General features: G+C 37.4%; 16 protein-coding genes and 1 tRNA gene. 6 read left to right on the top strand and 11 right to left on the bottom strand.

Annotated elements, in window-relative coordinates; translation table 11 throughout:
- Positions 1 to 88 precede the first annotated feature (88 nt).
- Genes B096_RS0105630 through B096_RS0105640 form a run of 3 tightly spaced genes read right to left on the bottom strand, consistent with a single transcriptional unit; the run spans position 89 to position 3,513 of the window.
- The gene (locus tag B096_RS0105630; protein WP_018579783.1) at positions 89 to 589 is read right to left on the bottom strand and encodes a GNAT family N-acetyltransferase; all 501 of its coding nucleotides are present in this window, start codon (positions 587 to 589) and stop codon (positions 89 to 91) included.
- Between the two features lie 16 nt (positions 590 to 605).
- Positions 606 to 2,153 carry a YfcC family protein gene (locus B096_RS0105635; protein ID WP_018579784.1) on the bottom strand — a complete coding sequence of 516 codons (1,548 nt, stop codon included), beginning with the start codon at positions 2,151 to 2,153 and terminating at the stop codon, positions 606 to 608.
- Positions 2,154 to 2,181: 28 nt separating this feature from the next.
- On the bottom strand, positions 2,182 to 3,513 hold the full coding sequence (locus B096_RS0105640) for a Sapep family Mn(2+)-dependent dipeptidase (RefSeq protein ID WP_018579785.1): 1,332 nt from the start codon (positions 3,511 to 3,513) through the stop codon (positions 2,182 to 2,184).
- Between the two features lie 210 nt (positions 3,514 to 3,723).
- Here B096_RS0105640 and B096_RS0105645 point away from each other — a divergent pair, with 210 nt between their 5' ends.
- Positions 3,724 to 4,143: an NUDIX hydrolase gene (locus tag B096_RS0105645; protein WP_018579786.1), complete on the top strand. Its 420-nt coding sequence runs from the start codon at positions 3,724 to 3,726 to the stop codon at positions 4,141 to 4,143.
- A 71-nt stretch (positions 4,144 to 4,214) separates the two neighbouring features.
- Positions 4,215 to 4,376 (top strand): hypothetical protein, encoded by a 162-nt coding sequence (locus tag B096_RS0105650; protein WP_018579787.1) that lies wholly within the window; start codon positions 4,215 to 4,217, stop codon positions 4,374 to 4,376.
- 143 nt (positions 4,377 to 4,519) lie between these two features.
- On the opposite strand, the gene B096_RS0105655 is transcribed toward B096_RS0105650, so the two are convergent.
- Entirely contained in the window at positions 4,520 to 5,083 is a 564-nt protein-coding gene (locus B096_RS0105655) for a DNA-3-methyladenine glycosylase I (protein WP_018579788.1), read from the bottom strand.
- Positions 5,084 to 5,377: 294 nt separating this feature from the next.
- Between B096_RS0105655 and B096_RS0105660 the strand changes: the two genes are divergently transcribed.
- Positions 5,378 to 6,280 carry a LysR family transcriptional regulator gene (locus B096_RS0105660; RefSeq protein ID WP_018579789.1) on the top strand — a complete coding sequence of 301 codons (903 nt, stop codon included), beginning with the start codon at positions 5,378 to 5,380 and terminating at the stop codon, positions 6,278 to 6,280.
- 28 nt (positions 6,281 to 6,308) lie between these two features.
- Here the strand turns inward: B096_RS0105660 and mltG are convergent, their stop codons facing one another.
- Together mltG and B096_RS0105670 are read right to left on the bottom strand one after the other, a co-directional pair.
- Positions 6,309 to 7,388, bottom strand: coding sequence for an endolytic transglycosylase MltG (gene mltG, locus B096_RS0105665; protein ID WP_018579790.1), 1,080 nt, complete (start codon positions 7,386 to 7,388; stop codon positions 6,309 to 6,311).
- A gap of 30 nt (positions 7,389 to 7,418) precedes the next feature.
- Entirely contained in the window at positions 7,419 to 7,640 is a 222-nt protein-coding gene (locus tag B096_RS0105670; RefSeq protein WP_018579791.1) for a sulfurtransferase TusA family protein, read from the bottom strand.
- Positions 7,641 to 8,128: 488 nt separating this feature from the next.
- On the opposite strand from B096_RS0105670, the gene B096_RS0105675 reads away from it, so the two are divergent.
- Positions 8,129 to 8,563 (top strand): NanQ anomerase/TabA/YiaL family protein, encoded by a 435-nt coding sequence (locus B096_RS0105675; protein WP_018579792.1) that lies wholly within the window; start codon positions 8,129 to 8,131, stop codon positions 8,561 to 8,563.
- 82 nt (positions 8,564 to 8,645) lie between these two features.
- Positions 8,646 to 9,656, top strand: a complete 1,011-nt coding sequence (locus B096_RS0105680) for an acyltransferase family protein (protein ID WP_018579793.1) — start codon at positions 8,646 to 8,648, stop codon at positions 9,654 to 9,656.
- Between the two features lie 39 nt (positions 9,657 to 9,695).
- Here the strand turns inward: B096_RS0105680 and B096_RS0105685 are convergent.
- The 3 genes from B096_RS0105685 to B096_RS09615 form a co-directional block, all read right to left on the bottom strand.
- Positions 9,696 to 9,772 (bottom strand) — tRNA-Arg (locus B096_RS0105685).
- Between the two features lie 218 nt (positions 9,773 to 9,990).
- Positions 9,991 to 10,437, bottom strand: coding sequence for a GNAT family N-acetyltransferase (locus tag B096_RS0105690; RefSeq protein ID WP_018579794.1), 447 nt, complete (start codon positions 10,435 to 10,437; stop codon positions 9,991 to 9,993).
- Complete coding sequence (locus tag B096_RS09615; RefSeq protein ID WP_018579795.1) at positions 10,409 to 11,218, bottom strand: glycerophosphodiester phosphodiesterase family protein; 810 nt, start codon at positions 11,216 to 11,218, stop codon at positions 10,409 to 10,411. Before B096_RS09615 ends, B096_RS0105690 begins: the two co-directional genes overlap by 29 nt.
- 159 nt (positions 11,219 to 11,377) lie before the next feature.
- Between B096_RS09615 and B096_RS0105700 the strand changes: the two genes are divergently transcribed.
- Positions 11,378 to 14,617 carry a MucBP domain-containing protein gene (locus tag B096_RS0105700; protein ID WP_018579796.1) on the top strand — a complete coding sequence of 1,080 codons (3,240 nt, stop codon included), beginning with the start codon at positions 11,378 to 11,380 and terminating at the stop codon, positions 14,615 to 14,617.
- A gap of 301 nt (positions 14,618 to 14,918) precedes the next feature.
- Here the strand turns inward: B096_RS0105700 and B096_RS0105705 are convergent, their stop codons facing one another.
- Together B096_RS0105705 and B096_RS10260 are read right to left on the bottom strand one after the other, a co-directional pair.
- The gene (locus B096_RS0105705; RefSeq protein WP_018579797.1) at positions 14,919 to 17,519 is read right to left on the bottom strand and encodes a Cna B-type domain-containing protein; all 2,601 of its coding nucleotides are present in this window, start codon (positions 17,517 to 17,519) and stop codon (positions 14,919 to 14,921) included.
- 149 nt (positions 17,520 to 17,668) lie between these two features.
- Positions 17,669 to 18,679 (bottom strand): LPXTG cell wall anchor domain-containing protein, encoded by a 1,011-nt coding sequence (locus B096_RS10260; RefSeq protein WP_425268396.1) that lies wholly within the window; start codon positions 18,677 to 18,679, stop codon positions 17,669 to 17,671.
- Between the last annotated feature and the right edge of the window lie 1,332 nt (positions 18,680 to 20,011).

Here is a 20,011-nt window from a genome sequence, read left to right on the forward strand (position 1 = left end):
CATAAAAAAGACGCGAATTAAATTAAATTGCGTCTTTTTTATGTTCATTATTTTGAATGTTTAAAAGTGGATTTAAAGCCACATTATTTTACTTATGCTCAGATTTCAGCAAACCATAACAGAGAACATCATGATACTTACCATTTCGGTACAACATTTCACGCATACGTCCTTCTTGTACAAAGCCCATTTTTTCATAAAGTGCAATTGCACGTTTATTAAAATCAAATACATGCAAGTAAAGGCGGTGTAAATTAAGTCCTTCAAAACCCCACTCGATTAGTTGTGCCATGATATCTTTTCCATACCCTTTTCCCCAATAGTTTTTGTCCCCAATAACAATTGCGAGTTCTGCATGACGGTTTCGTTGGTCAAGATTCATAAAAGCACAAGTACCAATGGGTTTTTCCCCATCACAAATCACATAGGTCATGCCATCCACCATAATCTGACTCCATGTTTCTACTTCTTCAAAAGACATTGGTCTCAAGAATTGTGACTGGTCAAAGATCGCAACTTCAGGATCATTACGCCATTCATAGTATGCAGGGATGTGCTCTGCTGTAAATTTTTTAAAATTTAAGTTCATAATTTTTTCCTTCTATCTAGTTTACAAATCCAACGGCAGAAGCAATAGATATAATAACTGCCGCAACAATTAATAAGACGGATAAAATGCGAAGTGAGAATTTGAGATATTTGTCGTAGGGTACATTTACAAATTCCAACGTACCCATAAGCGTTGCACTTGGATAGATTGCCGCCATAAAATTGACGCCTGCTACAAATGCACTAATTAAGATGATTTGTCCACCGGATTCGCCAATTGCACTTGTAGCGAAGACTGCTGATGCAACCGCACCAAGGATTGGCATTGAAATACCGGCAACACCACTTGTGGATTGTAGGAAAACCCCAATCAGAACATAGGAGGCAATTGCAAATAATCCAAATACCCAAGTTGGTACAGCACTAAGCGCACCGGAAATCCAATAAATAAAGGTTATTGACATTCCTTCCGTAGAACTTCCCATGATAATTGCAATCCCACGAGCAATCGCGAGCACCACTACAACACCAAAGAGATCTTTCATTCCATCGATAAAGACATCTATAAATTCTGTCTCCGACATTTTATTAATAAATTTGAGTAAGAATGCCCCTAATACAAAGAGAAACGCAAACTCATTAAAGCCCCATGTGCCCAGTCTTGAAATATGACTGGCGCCTAAAACAGAGCCCAGTACAGGTATTTTCGCAAGAGCTGTGAACGGACTGTTCACAATATTTGCTACGCGTGTCCCTGCAATTTCTTCCCATGGGAAATACCCCAGGATGATAGTAATAACAATCAGAATCAATACAATCGCTGACCATTTACGTTCTTTCGTAAACTCAGGTAACGATTCATTTTTATCCACTAATGTATTAATATTTTCGCAATCGGCTAATACAGATTTATCCGGATTTTTCTTAACCATAGATGCATAACGAATCATCATCATCGTCCCAACCACATAAAGTGCTAAGAAAATAATTGCTCGAAGTACAATTCCCGACCCAATGGTTAATTCTGGATTCCCAATGGCCGCAACGGCCGCTCCCGTAGAAAACGGATTAACGAGGCTGGACATATTTCCAATTGTTGCTCCGAGAAAGAGAACCCCCAAGCCGGTCATGACATCATATCCTGCAAGCACAAACATCGGAACAATCACAACAGAGAATGCTGTAATTTCTTCCCAGAAGCCAAAGGATGTTCCCAAAACCGCAAAGATAAACATCATCACTGCAATTAGAACATTTCCTTCAAAGCGTTCTAGAATACGTCCAATTCCTGCATCCAATGCCCCCACATGGTTTAATACATTTAAGAACCCACCGGCACATAAAATACCAATGGCAACATCACTGGCAGCTTGAAATCCTTGAATGGGTGCCATCAAGACATCCCAAAAACCAAACGGTCTTAGACCAACACCACGTATTATTTCCCCTTGTTCACCAAATGCCGCATTAAACACAATAGTTCCTGCCTCTTTATCAAAAACAGATTGAGGTACTACATAACTCAATACCGCTGTGATAATCAACGCAAAAAAGACAATCGTGTAAGATGTAGGCATCTTAAAACGTTTTTTTGTTTCACTCATACACTTATTTTCCCCTATAAATTTCTATTTATTGAATGACTAGATTTAAAAATGCTTGGGCATAAACGGCCATCGCAATTTTCATATCGTTAATACTGATGCATTCGTTGGGTTGATGCTCGGTTTTAAGTCCCCCAGGTAAAATAGCACCAAATGCAACCACATTATCCATGGCACGAGCGTAGGTTGCACCACCACTTGTTTTGGGTTCGGATTCCATATCACCGGTTACGGATTGGTATGCACCCATTAAGCTTTGAATAAATTCAGAATCTTTTTCCACATAAATTGATTTAAGATAATCAAATAATTCCACAACCACGGAATGTGCGTGGGCTGCTTGTTTTAGATTTGTTTCCACATCTTCTTTTGGATAAGTAACTGGGAAACGAATATCGATACCAATTTCTTGAATGTTTTCTTTAAAACTTACTTTCCCAACGTTAAGCATGAGTTTCCCTGATACCTCATCCTGTACATCACCAAAGATCAGTTTACCATTTGCATCAAGACATTTTTCCACAATAAAGTCGATCATATCATTGCGTTTTCCGGCTGTATAAAGCGCATGTGCAAGATGTGTAATGGCGTTTTCACCTTGATCTGCTGCTTGGGCATGCATTGCTTTTCCTAAAACAGTAATCACATCATCTTTAACTTCATAAGGATATCCCAAAGCATCCAATGCTTTCACAACTTCTGGGTCAAAGGATGTCATTGCTTCGGCAGGAACTGCATTTAAAGCACCACCACCTTGGAATTTGATATCCGTAATTTGATGTGTTGTAAGCGTAAACTCAATCAATCCTTTTTCCGCATAAATTAATGGGAATGATGAATCCGGTGTAAAGCCTTGTGTTGGAAGTTCTTCTTTCGCAACATAGGCATTCATACAACGCCAAAGTGATTCTTCATCCGTTCCAAAGATAAAACGAACACGTTGGTTTAATGTCTTGCCTTCATCCAATAAGATTTTTAAAGCATACATTGCTGCCAAGGTCGGTCCTTTATCGTCCGATGTTCCACGGCCAAATAACATCCCATCTTTTTCCACAAGTTCAAAGGGATTGGTATTCCATGATGCGATATTGCCCGCGGGCACAACATCCATGTGTCCCAATACACCAAACATCGTTTCCCCTTCACCGATTTCCGCATAGCCATAATAACCTTCTGGATCGATAAATGTTTTAAAACCCATTTCCTTCGCAATCACAAGCACTTCTTCAAGTGCTGCTTGAATTTCGTGTCCAAAAGGTTTTTGACCTTCTTCATCAAGAACACTCGCAATTGATACAAGCCGTCCTAAATCACGTTTGTAATCTTCAAAGACTAACGCTACTTTATTATTTAAGTCCATATATCCTCCTCATTGATTTCAATCGAACTTGAAAACGTTCTAAGAATATTATACCAAAGAGTCCATGGATAAAGTACCCCTGGGCCTTTTTAGATTGGGTTAAACATGTGAGGTCTTCTCACAAACAAGAATATCCACCCAATCACTAATTTTATTTTGAGTAGTGTAACCGTTCTGCGTTATACTAGACACAGTTGAATGGAGGCTATTATGAAACAAACAGAACCCCGTGTTGGTGTTGGAGCCATGATTATGCAAGATGATGAAGTATTACTGGTCTATCGTAAAAGAAACCCTGAAAAAGATCATTGGAGTCTTCCCGGCGGAAAAGTTGAACTTTATGAAACCTTAGAAGATGCAGTGAAGCGTGAGATTAAAGAAGAACTGAATCTCGAGATTCAATTGGATGATTTGCTCTGTGTCACAAACCATATTTTACCGAATGAATCCGTCCATTTTGTGGCGCCAACCTTTCTTGCTCACATTGAACAGGGCAATCCCTGTCTGATGGAACCAGATGCCCTTGGTGGTATGGGATGGTTTCCTCTTGATGACTTGCCTGATGCAATAACTCTAACCACTCAAAAAGCACTCGAAGCTTACCTCAAGGTCAATAAAAACACGGATTAGTGGTTAAAGAATAACTAGAAATTTTAAATTATCTAAACTATAATTTAAAATATTAATATGGGAGGGGAACCATGCTTGAAGCATTTATGGAAGTTATAATCGGTAGCATTGCAATTTTCTATGTTGATGCAAAAAACTGGAGTGATTTTAAAAAACAATGTGTCGCCCTTGTCATCTACTGGATTTTAATTGTATGTTTCTTTGCCTTATTGCTTTTTTTCTTTAGCAGATAAAAGGACCAACGTTCTAACCGTAGGTCCTTTTATCTTACATTTCGATAATTCTATGCTCACAATCAGGCAATGTGTCGTTTCTGAAAACAAATTGCTTTGTTTTAATCACTTGCATAGTGCATCTTATTACAATTATTGTTTGTTTAATCCTTATACTTCAGAAAACAATCCTCTAAATGATCATCTACCATTCCGATTGCTTGCATTAAAGCATAAATTGTTGTGGGGCCAACAAATTTAAAGCCTAATCGCTTTAAATCCTTACTGATTTGCGTTGATAAAGGCGTTGATGCCGGAACATCGCTCATTGTTTCATAATGGTTCACAATCGGTTTATAGTCGACATAGCGCCATAAAAACTTTGCGAGACTATCATGCGCATCCGTGAGACGATAGTAAGCATGTGCATTTGAGATGACTGCTTTTATTTTTAAACGATGGCGAATAATATTTGGATTTTCCACAAGACGATCAACATCAGCCTCCGTAAACTGAATTAAACGTGCAGGTTCGAAATTTGCATAAGCTTTTCGCATGCCCTCTCGTTTTGAGATTATGGTGGTCCAGCTTAAACCACTTTGTTGCCCTTCTAAAATCAACATTTCAAACAGATAACGTTCATCTTCGGACTTACGTCCCCATTCAGTATCATGATACATCATTTCTAATGGATTACGGTTTGCCCATTCACAGCGTTTTTTGTCCATATATACTCCCTTTTTCTTTTATTATACAATAGTTCGTCTATCGATACTTCTATACCTGCCTTAAAGCAATCTCATCACATATTTCAGCTAACTAACCCCAACTTAAATCTTTTCACAGCAATTTCAGCCATTAAAGAAAATTATTCGTTAGAAAACGCCACTTTTCACAAGGTTTTTGCCTTTTGCGTTAAAACTATCAAAAATGCCATTCTGTCATAACAATTACTTATCTGTTAATAATTCAAACAAACATCCTTGTGATATAATTATCTAAATTACACAAGGAGAATCCCCATGAATATAAGTTTTTATCGCGCGTTTGTGGATGTTGCGAAATATAAAAGCATCACAAGGGCTGCAGAACTTGCGAACATATCCCAACCCGCATTAAGCCAACAGATTAAATCAATGGAAAACACCCTCGACTGTACACTTTTTGAACGTACGCACAAAGGCGTCCTTCTAACCGAAGAAGGCGAAGTTGTCTTAAAATATGCAACCCGTCTTATTTCATGCCATGATAAAATGATTAAAGAGGTCGAAAATCTAAAACATGACAAGAATCATCGTATTAATATTATGGCGACGCCAATTGTCTATGCTTACGCACTGCCTTGTACCATTCACAGTATTAAAGAGAATTTCGAATCATACGATTTAGAAATGAAGGCTGCCTCAAGTATCGAAATCGAACATCAAATTATTGATGGTAAAGCTGATATCGGGTTTATTATCGGTACCCCACTTGATGATTCACTTTATTGTCGTCCATTAATTCAAGATCCCTATTATCTTGTTGCAAGCACTGATTTGGATGTTCCTGATTCAATGTCCGTAGCGGAATTATACAACTATCAAATTTTAATGCTTAAAAAATCTCAGAAATGTCGTCAACTTTTGAGTTTACAGCTTGAGAAGTGTGCCGTTGACGAATCCCGTCTCCGCATCCCTTATGAATTGGATACCACCGAATCCATTAAAACATCCACCGTACGAGGATTTGGACTCGCATTCCTTCCTTATATGTCAATCAAAAAAGAAGTTTACAATAAACAGTTAAAGATTATTGACCTCGAAGGATTTGAATTTATGTCCGAATATAATTTGATTCGAAAACATATCACAGATGAAAATATGGAAGAACACCTTGAAATTATGAACTATATTGAAGATCAAGTCGATGCGACGAAGTGTTAAAAAAGAGTGAGGAAATCCTCACTCTTTTTTAACGATATGGATCAACATACGTTGCGACATTATATTCATGGTCTTCAAATGTTTCAGCATAATAAACATCATGATGCTTCATATCGCCCACAAAATAATAATAATTATGGACTTCCGGATCAACTGCCGCAAGAAGTGCCTGCGGTGATGGATTCATCACCGGTCCTACCGGTAAACCACGATACAGATACGTATTAAATGGGGAGTCGACATCCGTGCTTGCTTCACACTGTTGCCACGTATCATATTCATACAGGGCATAACAAACCGTTACACTCGATTGTAAAGGCATCTCCGCTTTTAATCGGTTATGAAAGACCCCCGATACACGCTTCATATCTTCTAAATCATCCGTTTCAAAATTTATAATCGATGCAAGTGTATATACCTCATGGACCGAGAGGTGTTGAGCGGCAATCTTATCGCGATAAAGCTTATAGAACGCATTGGTTTGATCCAGCAGTTTTCGCGTGACCGCATCAACGGTTGTTTGGGTAAAAAAGCGATAAGTTTCTGGAGTTAGATATCCTTCCAAACCCACATGTAATGATTCATTAAAAATCGCATCCGTAAGAAATGGATAATCATTAATCAAGGTTTGTAGATAGTCGACATCCGACCATGCTTCAAGTATAGCCTCAGCTTTTAAGTTGGTAATCATCCCAATTTTCATTGCAAAGTCTTTAGCCCAATCATTGGGCAAGAAGGTAATATCTACTTCCCGCCCCACTTTATTATCAGGATTAGTTAATTTTTGGACGAGGTCATCATAGGTAGATGAACGATCAAGAAAATAGTTTCCTGGTTTCACATGTGTCACATCCGCACGGTTCATCGCTTTGAGGAAAAAGGAATGCGAACGAATGACACCTTCTGCTTCAAGTCGATCCGCAATTTTTCCCGTTGTATCATCAGCTGTGACCAAGAAAACCACAATATCCGTTTCTGCCGCGATTGGTGATTCCAACACATCATGATTCATCTTAATGCGTGCCCCACCTCGTACGAACACAATAAAAAGCAGCATTAATAATGCTGCGAGATAAACGTAACGTTGTTTAGTCTCTAAATCTTTCATAGTTCCCCTCAAGATTTTGATTCGGTCGAATTATTGGCTTTGACAAATTGTAATTTCCCATACACCCGGTATTACCTCAACCGGATCACAATAAAAACCTTGGGCATCACAATACACTCCGACAGCTGCTAAGGTACAACGATGATCAGTCACAAGCATGATGGATGCACCCGAACACAGGGCATCATATTCTTTTTGGATTAAAAGCATAGGTAGTGGACACGTTTCACCAAGACAATCAATGCGCTTCATATCATCATCTCCTTTTTTGATAGTATTACAAATCCTCGATGATGTTGTCAACTTACAACACCAATCCTGACAAAAATATGACCGTATTTACTCAAGATAAGCGCAAAGAAAAAGCACTGCGTTGTCCGGCACAGTGCTTTAAGTGTAGGCTTCAATCATATACAAAGAATGGATAAACTTTGCACAGGGAATGATTGAATAATATGACGAATAAACCTCTTAGTGTATTCACGATATAAATCAACCGCAGATTTATATGCAAGGGGATGTGAAAGACGATGACAGTTTATTCATACTAATGCTACGTTGAGAAGGCGTATTATATTATATTATGTATGAGTTGTACGACCTTCCCTGGCTATACTTTACATGATTTAAAAAACACGCGAAATAAATATGTCATGAAAACCATAATTAATGGTATAAATGCACAAAAATAAAATAACACTTGCGTAATTGCGCTATGATTACAACATGGAGGATAAATTATGATTTATGATAACATTAGTAATGCGCATTTATACTTCGGCATCAGCCTCGAATTGGATTATGTCTTAAAAGATATCCAGCAAAAACTATACCTTCCGGCAATACAACCTGAATTAATAAAGAACTTCATTACATTTGAAACAGGACTTGAATCCGAGAAGTTTTATGAAAAACACTATCGTTATTATGATGTCCATGTCGTGTTGTCCGGACATGAACATTATAAAATGGTTCCTTTTGAAAATTTGACCGACCTCACTGAATACAATCCTGAACATGATATTCTATTTGGAACCTGTGACACATACCTTACGAAAGGGGTTATGACCCCCAACCATTTTATCGTTTTCTTTCCACATGAAGCGCATAAAGTGGGGTACACACCGCATGCTCATGAATCCATTTCTAAAATTGTTTATAAAGTTAAAGTCTAACTGCTCCGGCAGTTTTTCTTTTGAATATGTATGATAGACTTTACGAAATAAACTTGTTAGAATGGAGAAAATTGGAGGCGCTATGACCACATTAAAACAACGATTCCTTTGGATTGATAATCTTAAGGGACTCCTCATTATCTTAGTTGTCCTCGGACACGCGATGGAGTTTCTACGCAATGATTTTCAAAGTTTACAATTGCTTTATAACCTGATTTATCTCATTCACATGCCCGCTTTTGTATTTGTATCCGGCTATCTTTCGAAAAATATTGAAAAAGGAAGACAGGAAGCGTTTAAAACTTTCTTTATTCCCTTCTTTATTTTCAATACCGTCTGGGCCTTGCTTAAACTACTTCCTATTGGTGCTAATGGTTCAGCGGCATCAGAAATTTTCAGTTTTCTAACCCCCGGATGGGCGATGTGGTATCTCCTTGCAATGTTTATTTGGAAACTCTTGCTCCCCTCCCTCTTAGAAATTAAAGATATCTTCGCCCTCAGTCTCTTTATCGGGGTCATAGGCGGTCTTTTCACAGAATTTGGAGACTACCTCACCCTTTCGCGAGTTCTCGTCTTCTTACCCTATTTTTTGGCGGGGTACTTTACATCAAGCCAACGTATTGATTCCCTACGCCAACAATCTAAATCTTATGCTTTTTTAGGAATTGGAATTTTACTCCTTGCTGCCTACCTTTTCACCTTTATCTTAAAAATCCCCTCTGAATTTTTATGGGGTGATCGTTCGTATTATGAACTCTTTCAAACAATGGGTTATCCTGTTTTACTTGCGGTTGTACGTTATCTCATTGGCTTTATAGGAATCATTGTGTTGCTTTATTTTATTCCAGAGCGTAAAACGCGACTTGTCCGATTTGGGAATCATTCTCTAAATATCTACATGTTCCACACTTATCTATTGGTACTTATGACACCCATTACATTCAGTCTTGAAAATCATTTTCTCAGACTGGGCGTGGCCCTCATTTGGTGTATGATAATTTTATACGGACTCTCTTCCCAAACAGCTGTTGCACTGTACGATCGTTTTCTTTTCTATATTTATAATCACTTATTTATTAAATCAAAAACATAAAAAAAGAACACCTACAATGTAGGTGTTTAATTTATAATTTGGCGCGCCCGACAGAAGTCGAATCCATAACCTCTTGAGCCGTAATCAAGTGCTCTATCCAGTTGAGCTACGGGCGCGTATATGAATCAATCGATACTGTATATTGATTGAATTTAAGTTGTCCTTGTTGACGATTTCTATTATACGACACGTTGTAATATTATGCAATGCTAAATCAAGAAAATTATTCTTTTAGCACATATAGTGTTCTTTTCTTAGTTTAATCGGCTTAAAACCATATTGAAAAAGCAAGAATGTATTAATTTAGAATCTAAAGAAAAAGTGACCTATTGTGTCACTTTTCTTTAGGTTTATAAATCATTTCCACATGAGGGATGCCATCCTCAAGAAAGACATCCGTACACCGGACAAATCCAAACTTACCATAAAAATTCTCTAGATAAGCCTGCGCATGAATATGGATTGGCTTAGCCTTTAGCGTTGTATGAATTGTATCCATCAACGTTTCCACAAGCAATGTACCACGCTTATTATTGCGGTGCTCTGGACGGATTAAGACCCGTCCAAAGGTATTGAATGCTCCAGCATCAAAAACACGACCATAGCCCTCTAAACGGCCTTGATCATCTCGAATAAAAACATGCAATGCGGTCAGATCCGCATCATCAATTTCCTGGTATGAACAATTTTGTTCAACGACAAAAACTTGAACACGCAAATGATACATCTCAAAAATTTCATTTGCCGTTAATTCATGAAACCACTTCTTCTCGATCTTCATCCTGACCCTCCCACGCGTTATAATATTCAAATATGACCCCATCTGCAATTTTAGGAATAACATCCCCTTTATGGAACGTCCAACCAATCACGGTACCACCCATTAATCGAAATAAATGCAATCCCAGATTCATACCAAATCCCGACTTTTGCATCGCAATAAAATGAGGCCGGTTATATGCATTTAAGAACAATGCCCAAACAAAGAAACCCGAAATTGGATTTGGATAATTGCCTGGATTCATCGCAAGCTGTCCACGAAGGACCTTTGGTGCATTCTTTCTAAACCACATAACAATACGCGGATCAAACGATTCAATAGCATAAAACCCCTCATAATCCTTTAATAACGCATTCACTTCACTGCATAGCGTCGTATAACGATCACAGGATTTTAGCTCAACAATTAAGGGGACTTCACCCTTGACGGTTGATAATACTTCACCAAAACGTGGAATGCGATGGCCACCTTGAAGCCTTAAACTATCAATTTCAAAAGACATCATGTCTTCAATCTTCTGTTTTGATTGCGCCATTCGACTGCAATCATCGTCATGAAAAACATACAACACGTCATCCTTCGATAATTGAACATCCAACTCAATACCTTGTGAATCGGCTATCGCACCCTCAAAAGCCTTCAACGAATTTTCGGGAATGCTTTGATCTTTAGTGTGTTTTCCACGATGGTAAAAAAATCCTTTTACCTTTACTTCGGTATCTGCTGCAGGTAACAATAAAAAGAGATACACAAGAATAATAATAACAACTACTTTAAACATAATTTGCCTCCACACTTATATTTTACACCTTCTCCGTGAAATCTACATTATAAATAATCATCTTAATATTCTTCATTTAAGACACGTGACGGTACTTTTATTACATAAAACACATAAATATTCGTGTAGTTTGATAATGTAAACTCAGGAGGTAATACTATGTATCACAATAAAATAACGAAATCCTTACTCTGTTTAGGTTTAATTTTTAGTTCTGGTTTAGTACAAGCCTATGCACAAGAATCCTCTGAAAAAGATCAAACACAAAGTTCGGATAGCATTGCAGCGATACCGTTAACGGTTGGCTTAGAAGCTTATCAAGAAACCATCGCTTCTGGGCAAACTGCGAAATTTAAACTCAATTTAATTAATAACGACACCATGGTTGAAAGCAATCTCTCGCAACTTGTCATCACATGGTCAGACCATGGAACGCTTGTAAGTGATCTTGATGCACTAGCTTTAGATGGTGTTGTTCCAACACAAAGTGCAAACACCTTGACCTATAATTTTAAAAATATGCAAGCCGGATTTTCTGGCCATGTTGCCCTCGCGTTCGCAACCGAAAATGGCATTACTGAAAACAATGAACGCATCACGGTAACTGCAGCACTCAAAAGTGAACACGTTGATGAAACCCGCGAGGCATCGACAAAACTTGAAAGTTATCCAAAATTTTCGACATCCAATCAGTATCTTGGTATCTTAAAAAATGATGAACTCAAAAAAGAAAATCCAAGTCCTAATGATGATGTTGTATTCAACTTTAAAGTTGATATCCCAAAACCGAATTTTGGTTTGCAATTTTTACAAGAAGGCACCCAAGTACGTGTTACCTATGAATTACCTGCAGGCTTTGAGTATGTAAAACCTTACGGTAATACACCTACGGAAGAATCGGTTCAAGGAAACACCATTACATGGTTGATTGACACCCCAACGTTTGAGGAACAAAAGCAAGCAGAGGATCATTTACTACCAATCGATTTAAGTATTGTTGCACATATAAAAAATGATGTGGAAGTTTACACAACTCAAGAAACATCCGTAGTTGCAAGCGCACAATTCTTATCGCAACAATATCGAAGTAATACGGCAACGACAGAAGTCATGATATCGCCAAATAATACTTCAAATCCAGGTCCGTTACCTAACGGTACAATCGTAATCCCAGAGCATGGCTCACCCATTGATGGTTATGGTAGAAACGATTTTACCGGTGTTAACGAAGATCCAAAGGTCTATGAAAATTCAATCCTTTCTTTTCCATTTATTGTAAGAACAGGTTGGGCAAATCATCTAACCACACCTTTAGAGATTTTAACGGTGGATTACACAATCGATGAGCATTTAACCTTAACCGAATTCAGAAGCGAGGCGTTTTATTACGCAACCTACTACGGTTCTCCCTACCTTCCTTTAACCGATGACGTTAATATGGAATTATACGGTAGTACTGACGGAATTCAGTATGAGTTGCTTGATGCAAATTTTGGAGAACTTGACTGCTTTGTATTTAGTGAACAACAGTCCAAAACACTGAAACATCTTCGTCTTAACTATACCAAAGCACCTGCTGGATTTTACTCTATTTATAACGTCGTGACCGCACCTGAAAAAGGCTACTTGGGTCAAGTTGAAAACAATATTCAATATGATATCAAAGGGGTTAATACGGATAATAATATGACGCATACCGTTTTGAAACATGACGGTAATTATGATGCAATCGGTGATGTCTTTTATCCTGATCCTTACACGCTCGTAGCGAATCGTACAGCACAAATTATTGAAGCACCTAAAGGTGATACTAAAGTAATGCGAGCTCGTATTGATTTTCTCAATAGCGATCCAAACTATCGCGTCATTGAACCCGGAGCTCAAACGTTAAACGTACAACTCATGACCGATGATGTATCGTTAGAAACTATTGAAGGGCCATTTGAAGCGATTGTAAACCTACCTAAAGGGATTACTTATACAGGTAATGATCCAAGCATTGTGCTTGAACGACTTAATGATGGACGTGAACAACTCCATATAACGATAAACAAAGATTTAATTAAGCGGAACGACCCGGCATCTGTTTTAATTCCAGTAGATGTCGCCAAAGAAACAATGCCTGATATATACTTTGATTTATATGTTCCTATTGCCGATGACATCGAAATTCCCTCAAGTGCAGGGAATATTGACACCGAATACATGGAACGCACACAAGATCTTAATGATATTAATGGTAACGGTAATACTGATGAAATGATGATTCATACAAGTATTGGTTACTACCTCAGTATTAATAGCATCTTGAAAGCACGACAATACGTCGTTCAAGACGGTTTATCACAACGCATGATTACAACCCAACCGGATGCAACGGTTGAGTTCGCGATTGAACTTGAACACGACACAACAAAACTCCTTCAAAACTTTATTCTTATCGATACATTACCTTCGACACATACCGAGGGACTCTATAACGGAAACATCACACCGTCTACCTTCAATGGAACACTGCAAGGTCCTATCAAACTTCCAAAACAATGGGATAAAATTGCAACCGTGTCCTATTCCGAAGATGAGACACCATACATTAAAGGTGTTGTGGATGCAAATACGCACTATCCTGTAGGGGTTCCACATATTCAAGATACGGGTAATGATGATACACTTTGGATTGAAGAGAGCCAAGTAACAGATTTCTCTAAAATGAAAAGTTTTAAAATTGAAGTTAAGGACACCCGTGCTTGGTTAGACTCCGAGAGCGCAATCATTCGCTTCGAAGTAAAATTACCGAATACACATGACATCAATCTTACTGATACTAACCTTGCATTTAATGATGTAATCTTTGCAGCCAACCACAATGTGCCTGCACACCCACTTCAAGCTGGTGTAAAGCTCTCATTGGACAGTCAAGTGATGATCCAATACATTGATGAGGATGGCAACACATTGCTTCCTTCTGAAAATCAAATGTTAGAAGAAGATACAGAACAAACATTTGAAGCGAAAAAAATTCCTAATTATTCTTGGAAAGAATCAAAAATAAACGATAAAGTTGTAGATCTCGATACAATTACGCTTCATGGTGATAAGATTACGCCACGCTATACCGTTCAGTTTATATATAAGAAAAATGAAACACCTTCGGTTCCTGAAAAACCGATTGATAAAAAACCTGAACCTGAAATAAATAACCCGGAAATCAAAAATCCGGAAAATAAAGACCCAGAAACTACGGGAACGACGCCACAAAAACAACCTAATATGCAAACAGAAGAAATAACTCACAGCAGTGAACTCCCTGCTACAGGTGTTTCAATTCATCCTTTAGGTGATCTGCTCGTGCTTGCAGGAATTACAGTTCTCGTAATCAAAAAAAGAAATAAGCATTAATTGAATTACTTAAAAACATCTTGCATATGTATCCATGTCTTGCGGACATGATTACATGCAAGATGTTTTTTTGTTTATCAAACTCAGCAGGTCCATAATGTTGTATATTTTAAAATATACAATTTAGACCCCTTCCATAAAACAACAATTTAATATTCTTTATATTTCGTTAATAAAAGGACTTGGTATCAACACCAAGTCCCTGTATTAAACCTATACTATTCAATATTTTGTAAAATTTAACCTTAATACACACTACACATTATTTTAATCAAGCGCTCATTTTATTCTTTTACTAAATTTAATTTTTCATTGATTTATTGCGTTTTTTGAAACCTATCATGAATACTGTGCCTAGACCAATAAGTGCAATACCACAATTTAAAAGTTGCGATGAGCTAATTCCTGTGTTCGGCAAATTAGGTACCGTTACTAATTTGTTTGAAATATCATACCCTTTATAATGTGCCGTATAACCTTCCACGTGCTTCTCCTCAACCGTATATTTAATTAACTTATGATTTTGATCATATTTTTGAATATTTTTAAATGAGTATTTCCAATCTGCTGAAGCAGAAGTTGTCGTTTCTGATATTTTTTTGCCATTTCCAAAGAGCATTATCGTTATCTCATTCGGTCTTGTATTTTTTTCATTATCAAAGTCAATCCACGTTTTTGTTCCACTAATTTCAATATACTCAGATTGTGGTTCATTAAAAGTATTCGTAAAGTCATAGCCACTTTGATGTCCGGTATATCCAGGAACTTCTTCTTCTTTTACACTATATACAATTTCTTTACCATCTTTATATTTAAGTAATCCGTTAAAACTATATGTCCACGTATTGCCATTTTTTGTCCAAACAGGTTTTACACCTGACAATATTGTTCCGTTTGCACTTAAAACCACTTCTAAATCAGTAGGTTGATTCATTGTAGGATTCGACCCGTGATTCCACGTTTTTGTACCGCTCAGGTTGATTAATGCAGCTTTCGGTTCCTCGTAAGTGTTTGTAAAGTCAAATCCCGATTGATATCCTTTATATCCCGCAATTTCTTCTTCTTGCACTGTGTAGACAATTTCTACACCATTTTCATATTTAGGTAAATTTTTAAAACTATATGTCCAGGTGTTGCCGTTTTTTGTCCATTCAGGCTCAACATTTTCTAAAATTTTCCCATTTGCACTCAAAATAATTGTTAAATCAGTGGGCTGCTTTTCAGATGGATTCGATCCATGATTCCACGTTTTTGTACCCTCTACTTCAATTACTTCTGAATTGGTAATCGTCACTTTATAAGTACGTGTAGTATCATCAAATTGTGCTTCAGATTGAGTTGATTTATAACCAGAAAGATTTGTAATCTCTTCAACCGAGTAGAGATAGCCAAAACGACCTGTTGCCGTTTCAAAGTATTTAGGTAGTGATGTCCACTTATACGTCCATTGATTTGCATCATTTAATGTAACGACTCCATCAATTTCAACGGGATTAATACGTTCGTTATCATCTAAGATACCATTGTTGTTCAAATCAACATATTGGTATAATTGAACGTCAACAGCTTCATGTTGTGTTTTAGCATCTTCCCATTTTTTTGTCACTTCAAAATCAACGTCTTCATCTGGTATCCCAAAAGTGACAACTCCATTTGCGGAAATACCACCACCATTAATAGCGTAGTTATCTTCGATAATCACAGTTGCATGATCTTTTACTTCAGTAATTGTATTCAAACGTGATTCAGTATGGAGATACAATTCTGTATCCGTCACGATTGATCCATTTTCGACCTGTTCTCGAACACCATTGTAGTTATATCGTTCACTCGGCTTATCCGTAAACCAATCGAGTTTTGTTCCAGTTAGTGTTCGTTCGGGCAGCGTGATAACATATCCTGCATTATATTTCACTTCGGAAAAGTAATCGTCACCACCTACTCTACTGTTTGATTGATTATCCTTAACATAATTTCCAATAACTGTTGTTCCTAATGTGGAGTGAGACAAGGTAAGACCTGTTTGGCACAACCAAACACCTCCTCCTGACTCCTCAGCTTCATTAGCAGTAATAATGGCATTGTGAACCCCCAAGACAGCATGATCATTGGGCGTTGTCGTGGATCCATAAACATAAATTCCACCGCCACTTGCAGCCTTATTATTTCGGATAATTCCACCATTTATGGTTGCATCGCCTGCCTTAATAAAGATAGCACCACCAAGTCCACCCTTTTGGACGCCTGCATCATTACCCCATGCAGTATTATTTTCCATAATACCACCATTCATAACAAACGTTCCTTCAGTAAATACAGCACCACCGCCATTTCCCCAGCTTTTGCCGTAGGCATTATTCCCTGAAATTGCTCCACCATTCATGACAAATGTTCCTGAGTTATAGATACCTCCACCTGGAATACCCATCACAAGACCCGTTGCTCCTGTAATCAATCCGGAATTTAGAACCAAGTCGCCAAGATTATGTATTAAAGACCCTCCTACAATGCCATTAGCATCTATTATAAGTGGAACATCGGTCGAATCTCGGCCAATTGTTAATGTAGCACTAGTAGGCACAATTATCATTGATTCATGTGATTGCATTCCCGCTAACAAACTACTGCCATCGGATTTCGCCACCAACGTGATATCAGTTCCAGGTAGTAAATAAACTGGATTATTAAGCACAATCGAACCATCAATAATAATTGTCTTACGGTCTCCAGAACTCGTGGAAGCATTACTGATTTCAGTGATTAAATCTGCCTCGTTATTGACTTCTATTTCTTGATCTAAAGCATTTGTTACAATTGGGTTAATAATAATAACCGAGAACATCAAAAAAAACGTCAATACCATTATTTTTATTTTATAAGTATTTAATTTAAAATTTTTCATACAATCTCCTTTATACTTTTTGAAATTTTATCGCTTTCAAATTGTATCATTACGAAAAAATTGGTGTATCACTTGTAATAAACTTTACTGATTTCGTGATAAAAAAAAGTGTTCTCAAAATCTGAGAACACTTTCTATCGTTTTCAATACTATTTTTGCTCTTCTTCTTTATCTTTTTTATTAAGTAAGAATAAGAAGAGGCCGAGAACGATAATGCCACCACCGATTAAGATTGGTGTTGCATCAACTGCCATACCTGTTGAAGGAAGTGAGCCGTTGTTTGAACCTGTATTGGATCCATTTCCTGAACCATTACCTGTTGCGTTACCTGTTCCATTACCATTTCCTGAACCATTTCCTGAACCATTTCCTGAACCATTTCCTGAATTACTATCATCAGTAATGTTTAAGTTAACATGTTTGCTGATTGTTTTATTCAAGCCAAATGTTGAAGGTGTTTCTTCATCAATAAAGTCACCATCGATTGTGTAGTTCAAGACTACATCGTATTTACCAGGAGCAAGTTTTGTAATATCTGCTGTATGGTAATCAACACTTGCAAGTTCTGCAACTTCGCCTGTATCCAAGTTAATTACTTTACCTTCTGCACGTTTGATAATTTCTTTTTCAATCGTACCGTTAGCTTTGAATGCCTTGAATTCAGCCATTGTCATGTTTAAGTCATGTCCAACAACTTGGTAACGTGCTGTTACGTGTCCTAGAACTGTTACTTGAACACCATTTGCTTCAAAGATGAAGTTATGGAATCCGGCTGTTGTAGGAAGTGCACTTACAAGTTTGATGTCTTTAACATCAACTGCATTACCATTTGCGTCAAATGCAGATACACCTGATGCTGCGATAACACTTGCGTTGTTCATGTTTTTCATCTTCATATCAAAGTTGTTAGCATAGATTGATCCTTGACCTGGAGTAATTGTTCCATGATCGAAGAGTGATGCTTCTACTTTGATGTTTGCTGTTTTACCAGCTGCATTAGTTGCTTCAAATTTAACCTCATGTTTACCAATTGTAGTAGGTAATTGTGAAATCACTTTGATATCTGAAATTGCTGTAATGTTATTTACATCAGATACATCAAATGCTTCAACGCCTGAATTTGTAATGAATTGAGCTTCGCTTACATCATCAATAAGCATTGAGAAATCGTTAGCATTAATTGCGATTTTGTTTACATTATCCACAATATCAAATACATGTGCTTTAACAGTGATTGATGAGCCTTTAGCTGTTGTGAATGTAATGTTATGTGCTCCTGTAGTTGTTGGTAATGCTGATACTTTAATATCATCATTGTTTAATTGAACTGCAGGGTCAACATTTAGGTCAAATGCTTTTAGACCTGATAATTGTTTTACGTTTGCTTCGTTTACGTATGCTAATTGAATTACAAAGTCTTTCGCATTGATTGCTTCATTATTTGCAGGATCAATTTCATCGTATACGTGTGCTGTTACTTCAATTGAAGTACCTTGAGCTGTTTCGAATTTTACTGTGTAATCACCAACACCTGTAATTGCGTGTGTTACTGTTGCAATTCCAACTGGTGATGGAGTATTTGTTGTTACATCGAATGCTGCNGCTTCTGCACCAGCAATCAAGTTAGCATCATTTACATCACTTAACTTAATGTTGAAGTCATGTGCATTGATTGCTTCTTTTGTTACTGGATCAATATCATTGAATACNTGTGCTGTTACTTCAATTGAAGTACCTTGAGCTGTTTCGAATTTTACTGTGTAATCACCAACACCTGTAATTGCGTGTGTTACTGTTGCAATTCCAACTGGTGATGGAGTATTTGTTGTTACATCGAATGCTGCAGCTTCTGCGCCAGCGATCAAGTTAGCATCATTTACATCACTTAACTTAATGTTGAAGTCATGTGCATTGATTGCTTCTTTTGTTACTGGATCAATATCATCGAATACGTGTGCTGTTACTTCTTTTGATGTTCCAGCTGCTGTTTCGAATTTAACTTTGTGATCGCCAACACCTGTAATTGCATGTGTTACTGTGGCAATTCCAACTGGTGATGGAGTATTTGTTGTTACATCGAATGCTGCTGCTTCTGCGCCAGCAATCAAGTTAGCATCATTTACATCACTTAACTTAATGTTGAAGTCATGTGCATTGATTGCTTCTTTTGTTACTGGATCGATATCATCGAATACGTGTGCTGTTACTTCTTTTGATGTTCCAGCTGCTGTTTCGAATTTAACTTTGTGATCGCCAATTGTTGTTGGCAATACTGATACTACTGTTACAGGTTCATCTGTTGCTGGATTATTATTTAGATTAAATCCTTTTGCTTCTGCTCCTGCAAGTACATTTGTTGCATTAACATCACTTAACTTAATATTAAAGTCATGTGCATTAACTGCTTCTTTATTAACTGGGTCAATTTCATCATATACATGTGCTGTTACTTCTTTCGATGTTCCAGCTGCTGTAGCGAATTTTACTTTGTG

The organism is Erysipelothrix tonsillarum DSM 14972 (assembly GCF_000373785.1).
GTDB classification, from domain to species: Bacteria; Bacillota_I; Bacilli_A; order Erysipelotrichales; family Erysipelotrichaceae; genus Erysipelothrix; species Erysipelothrix tonsillarum.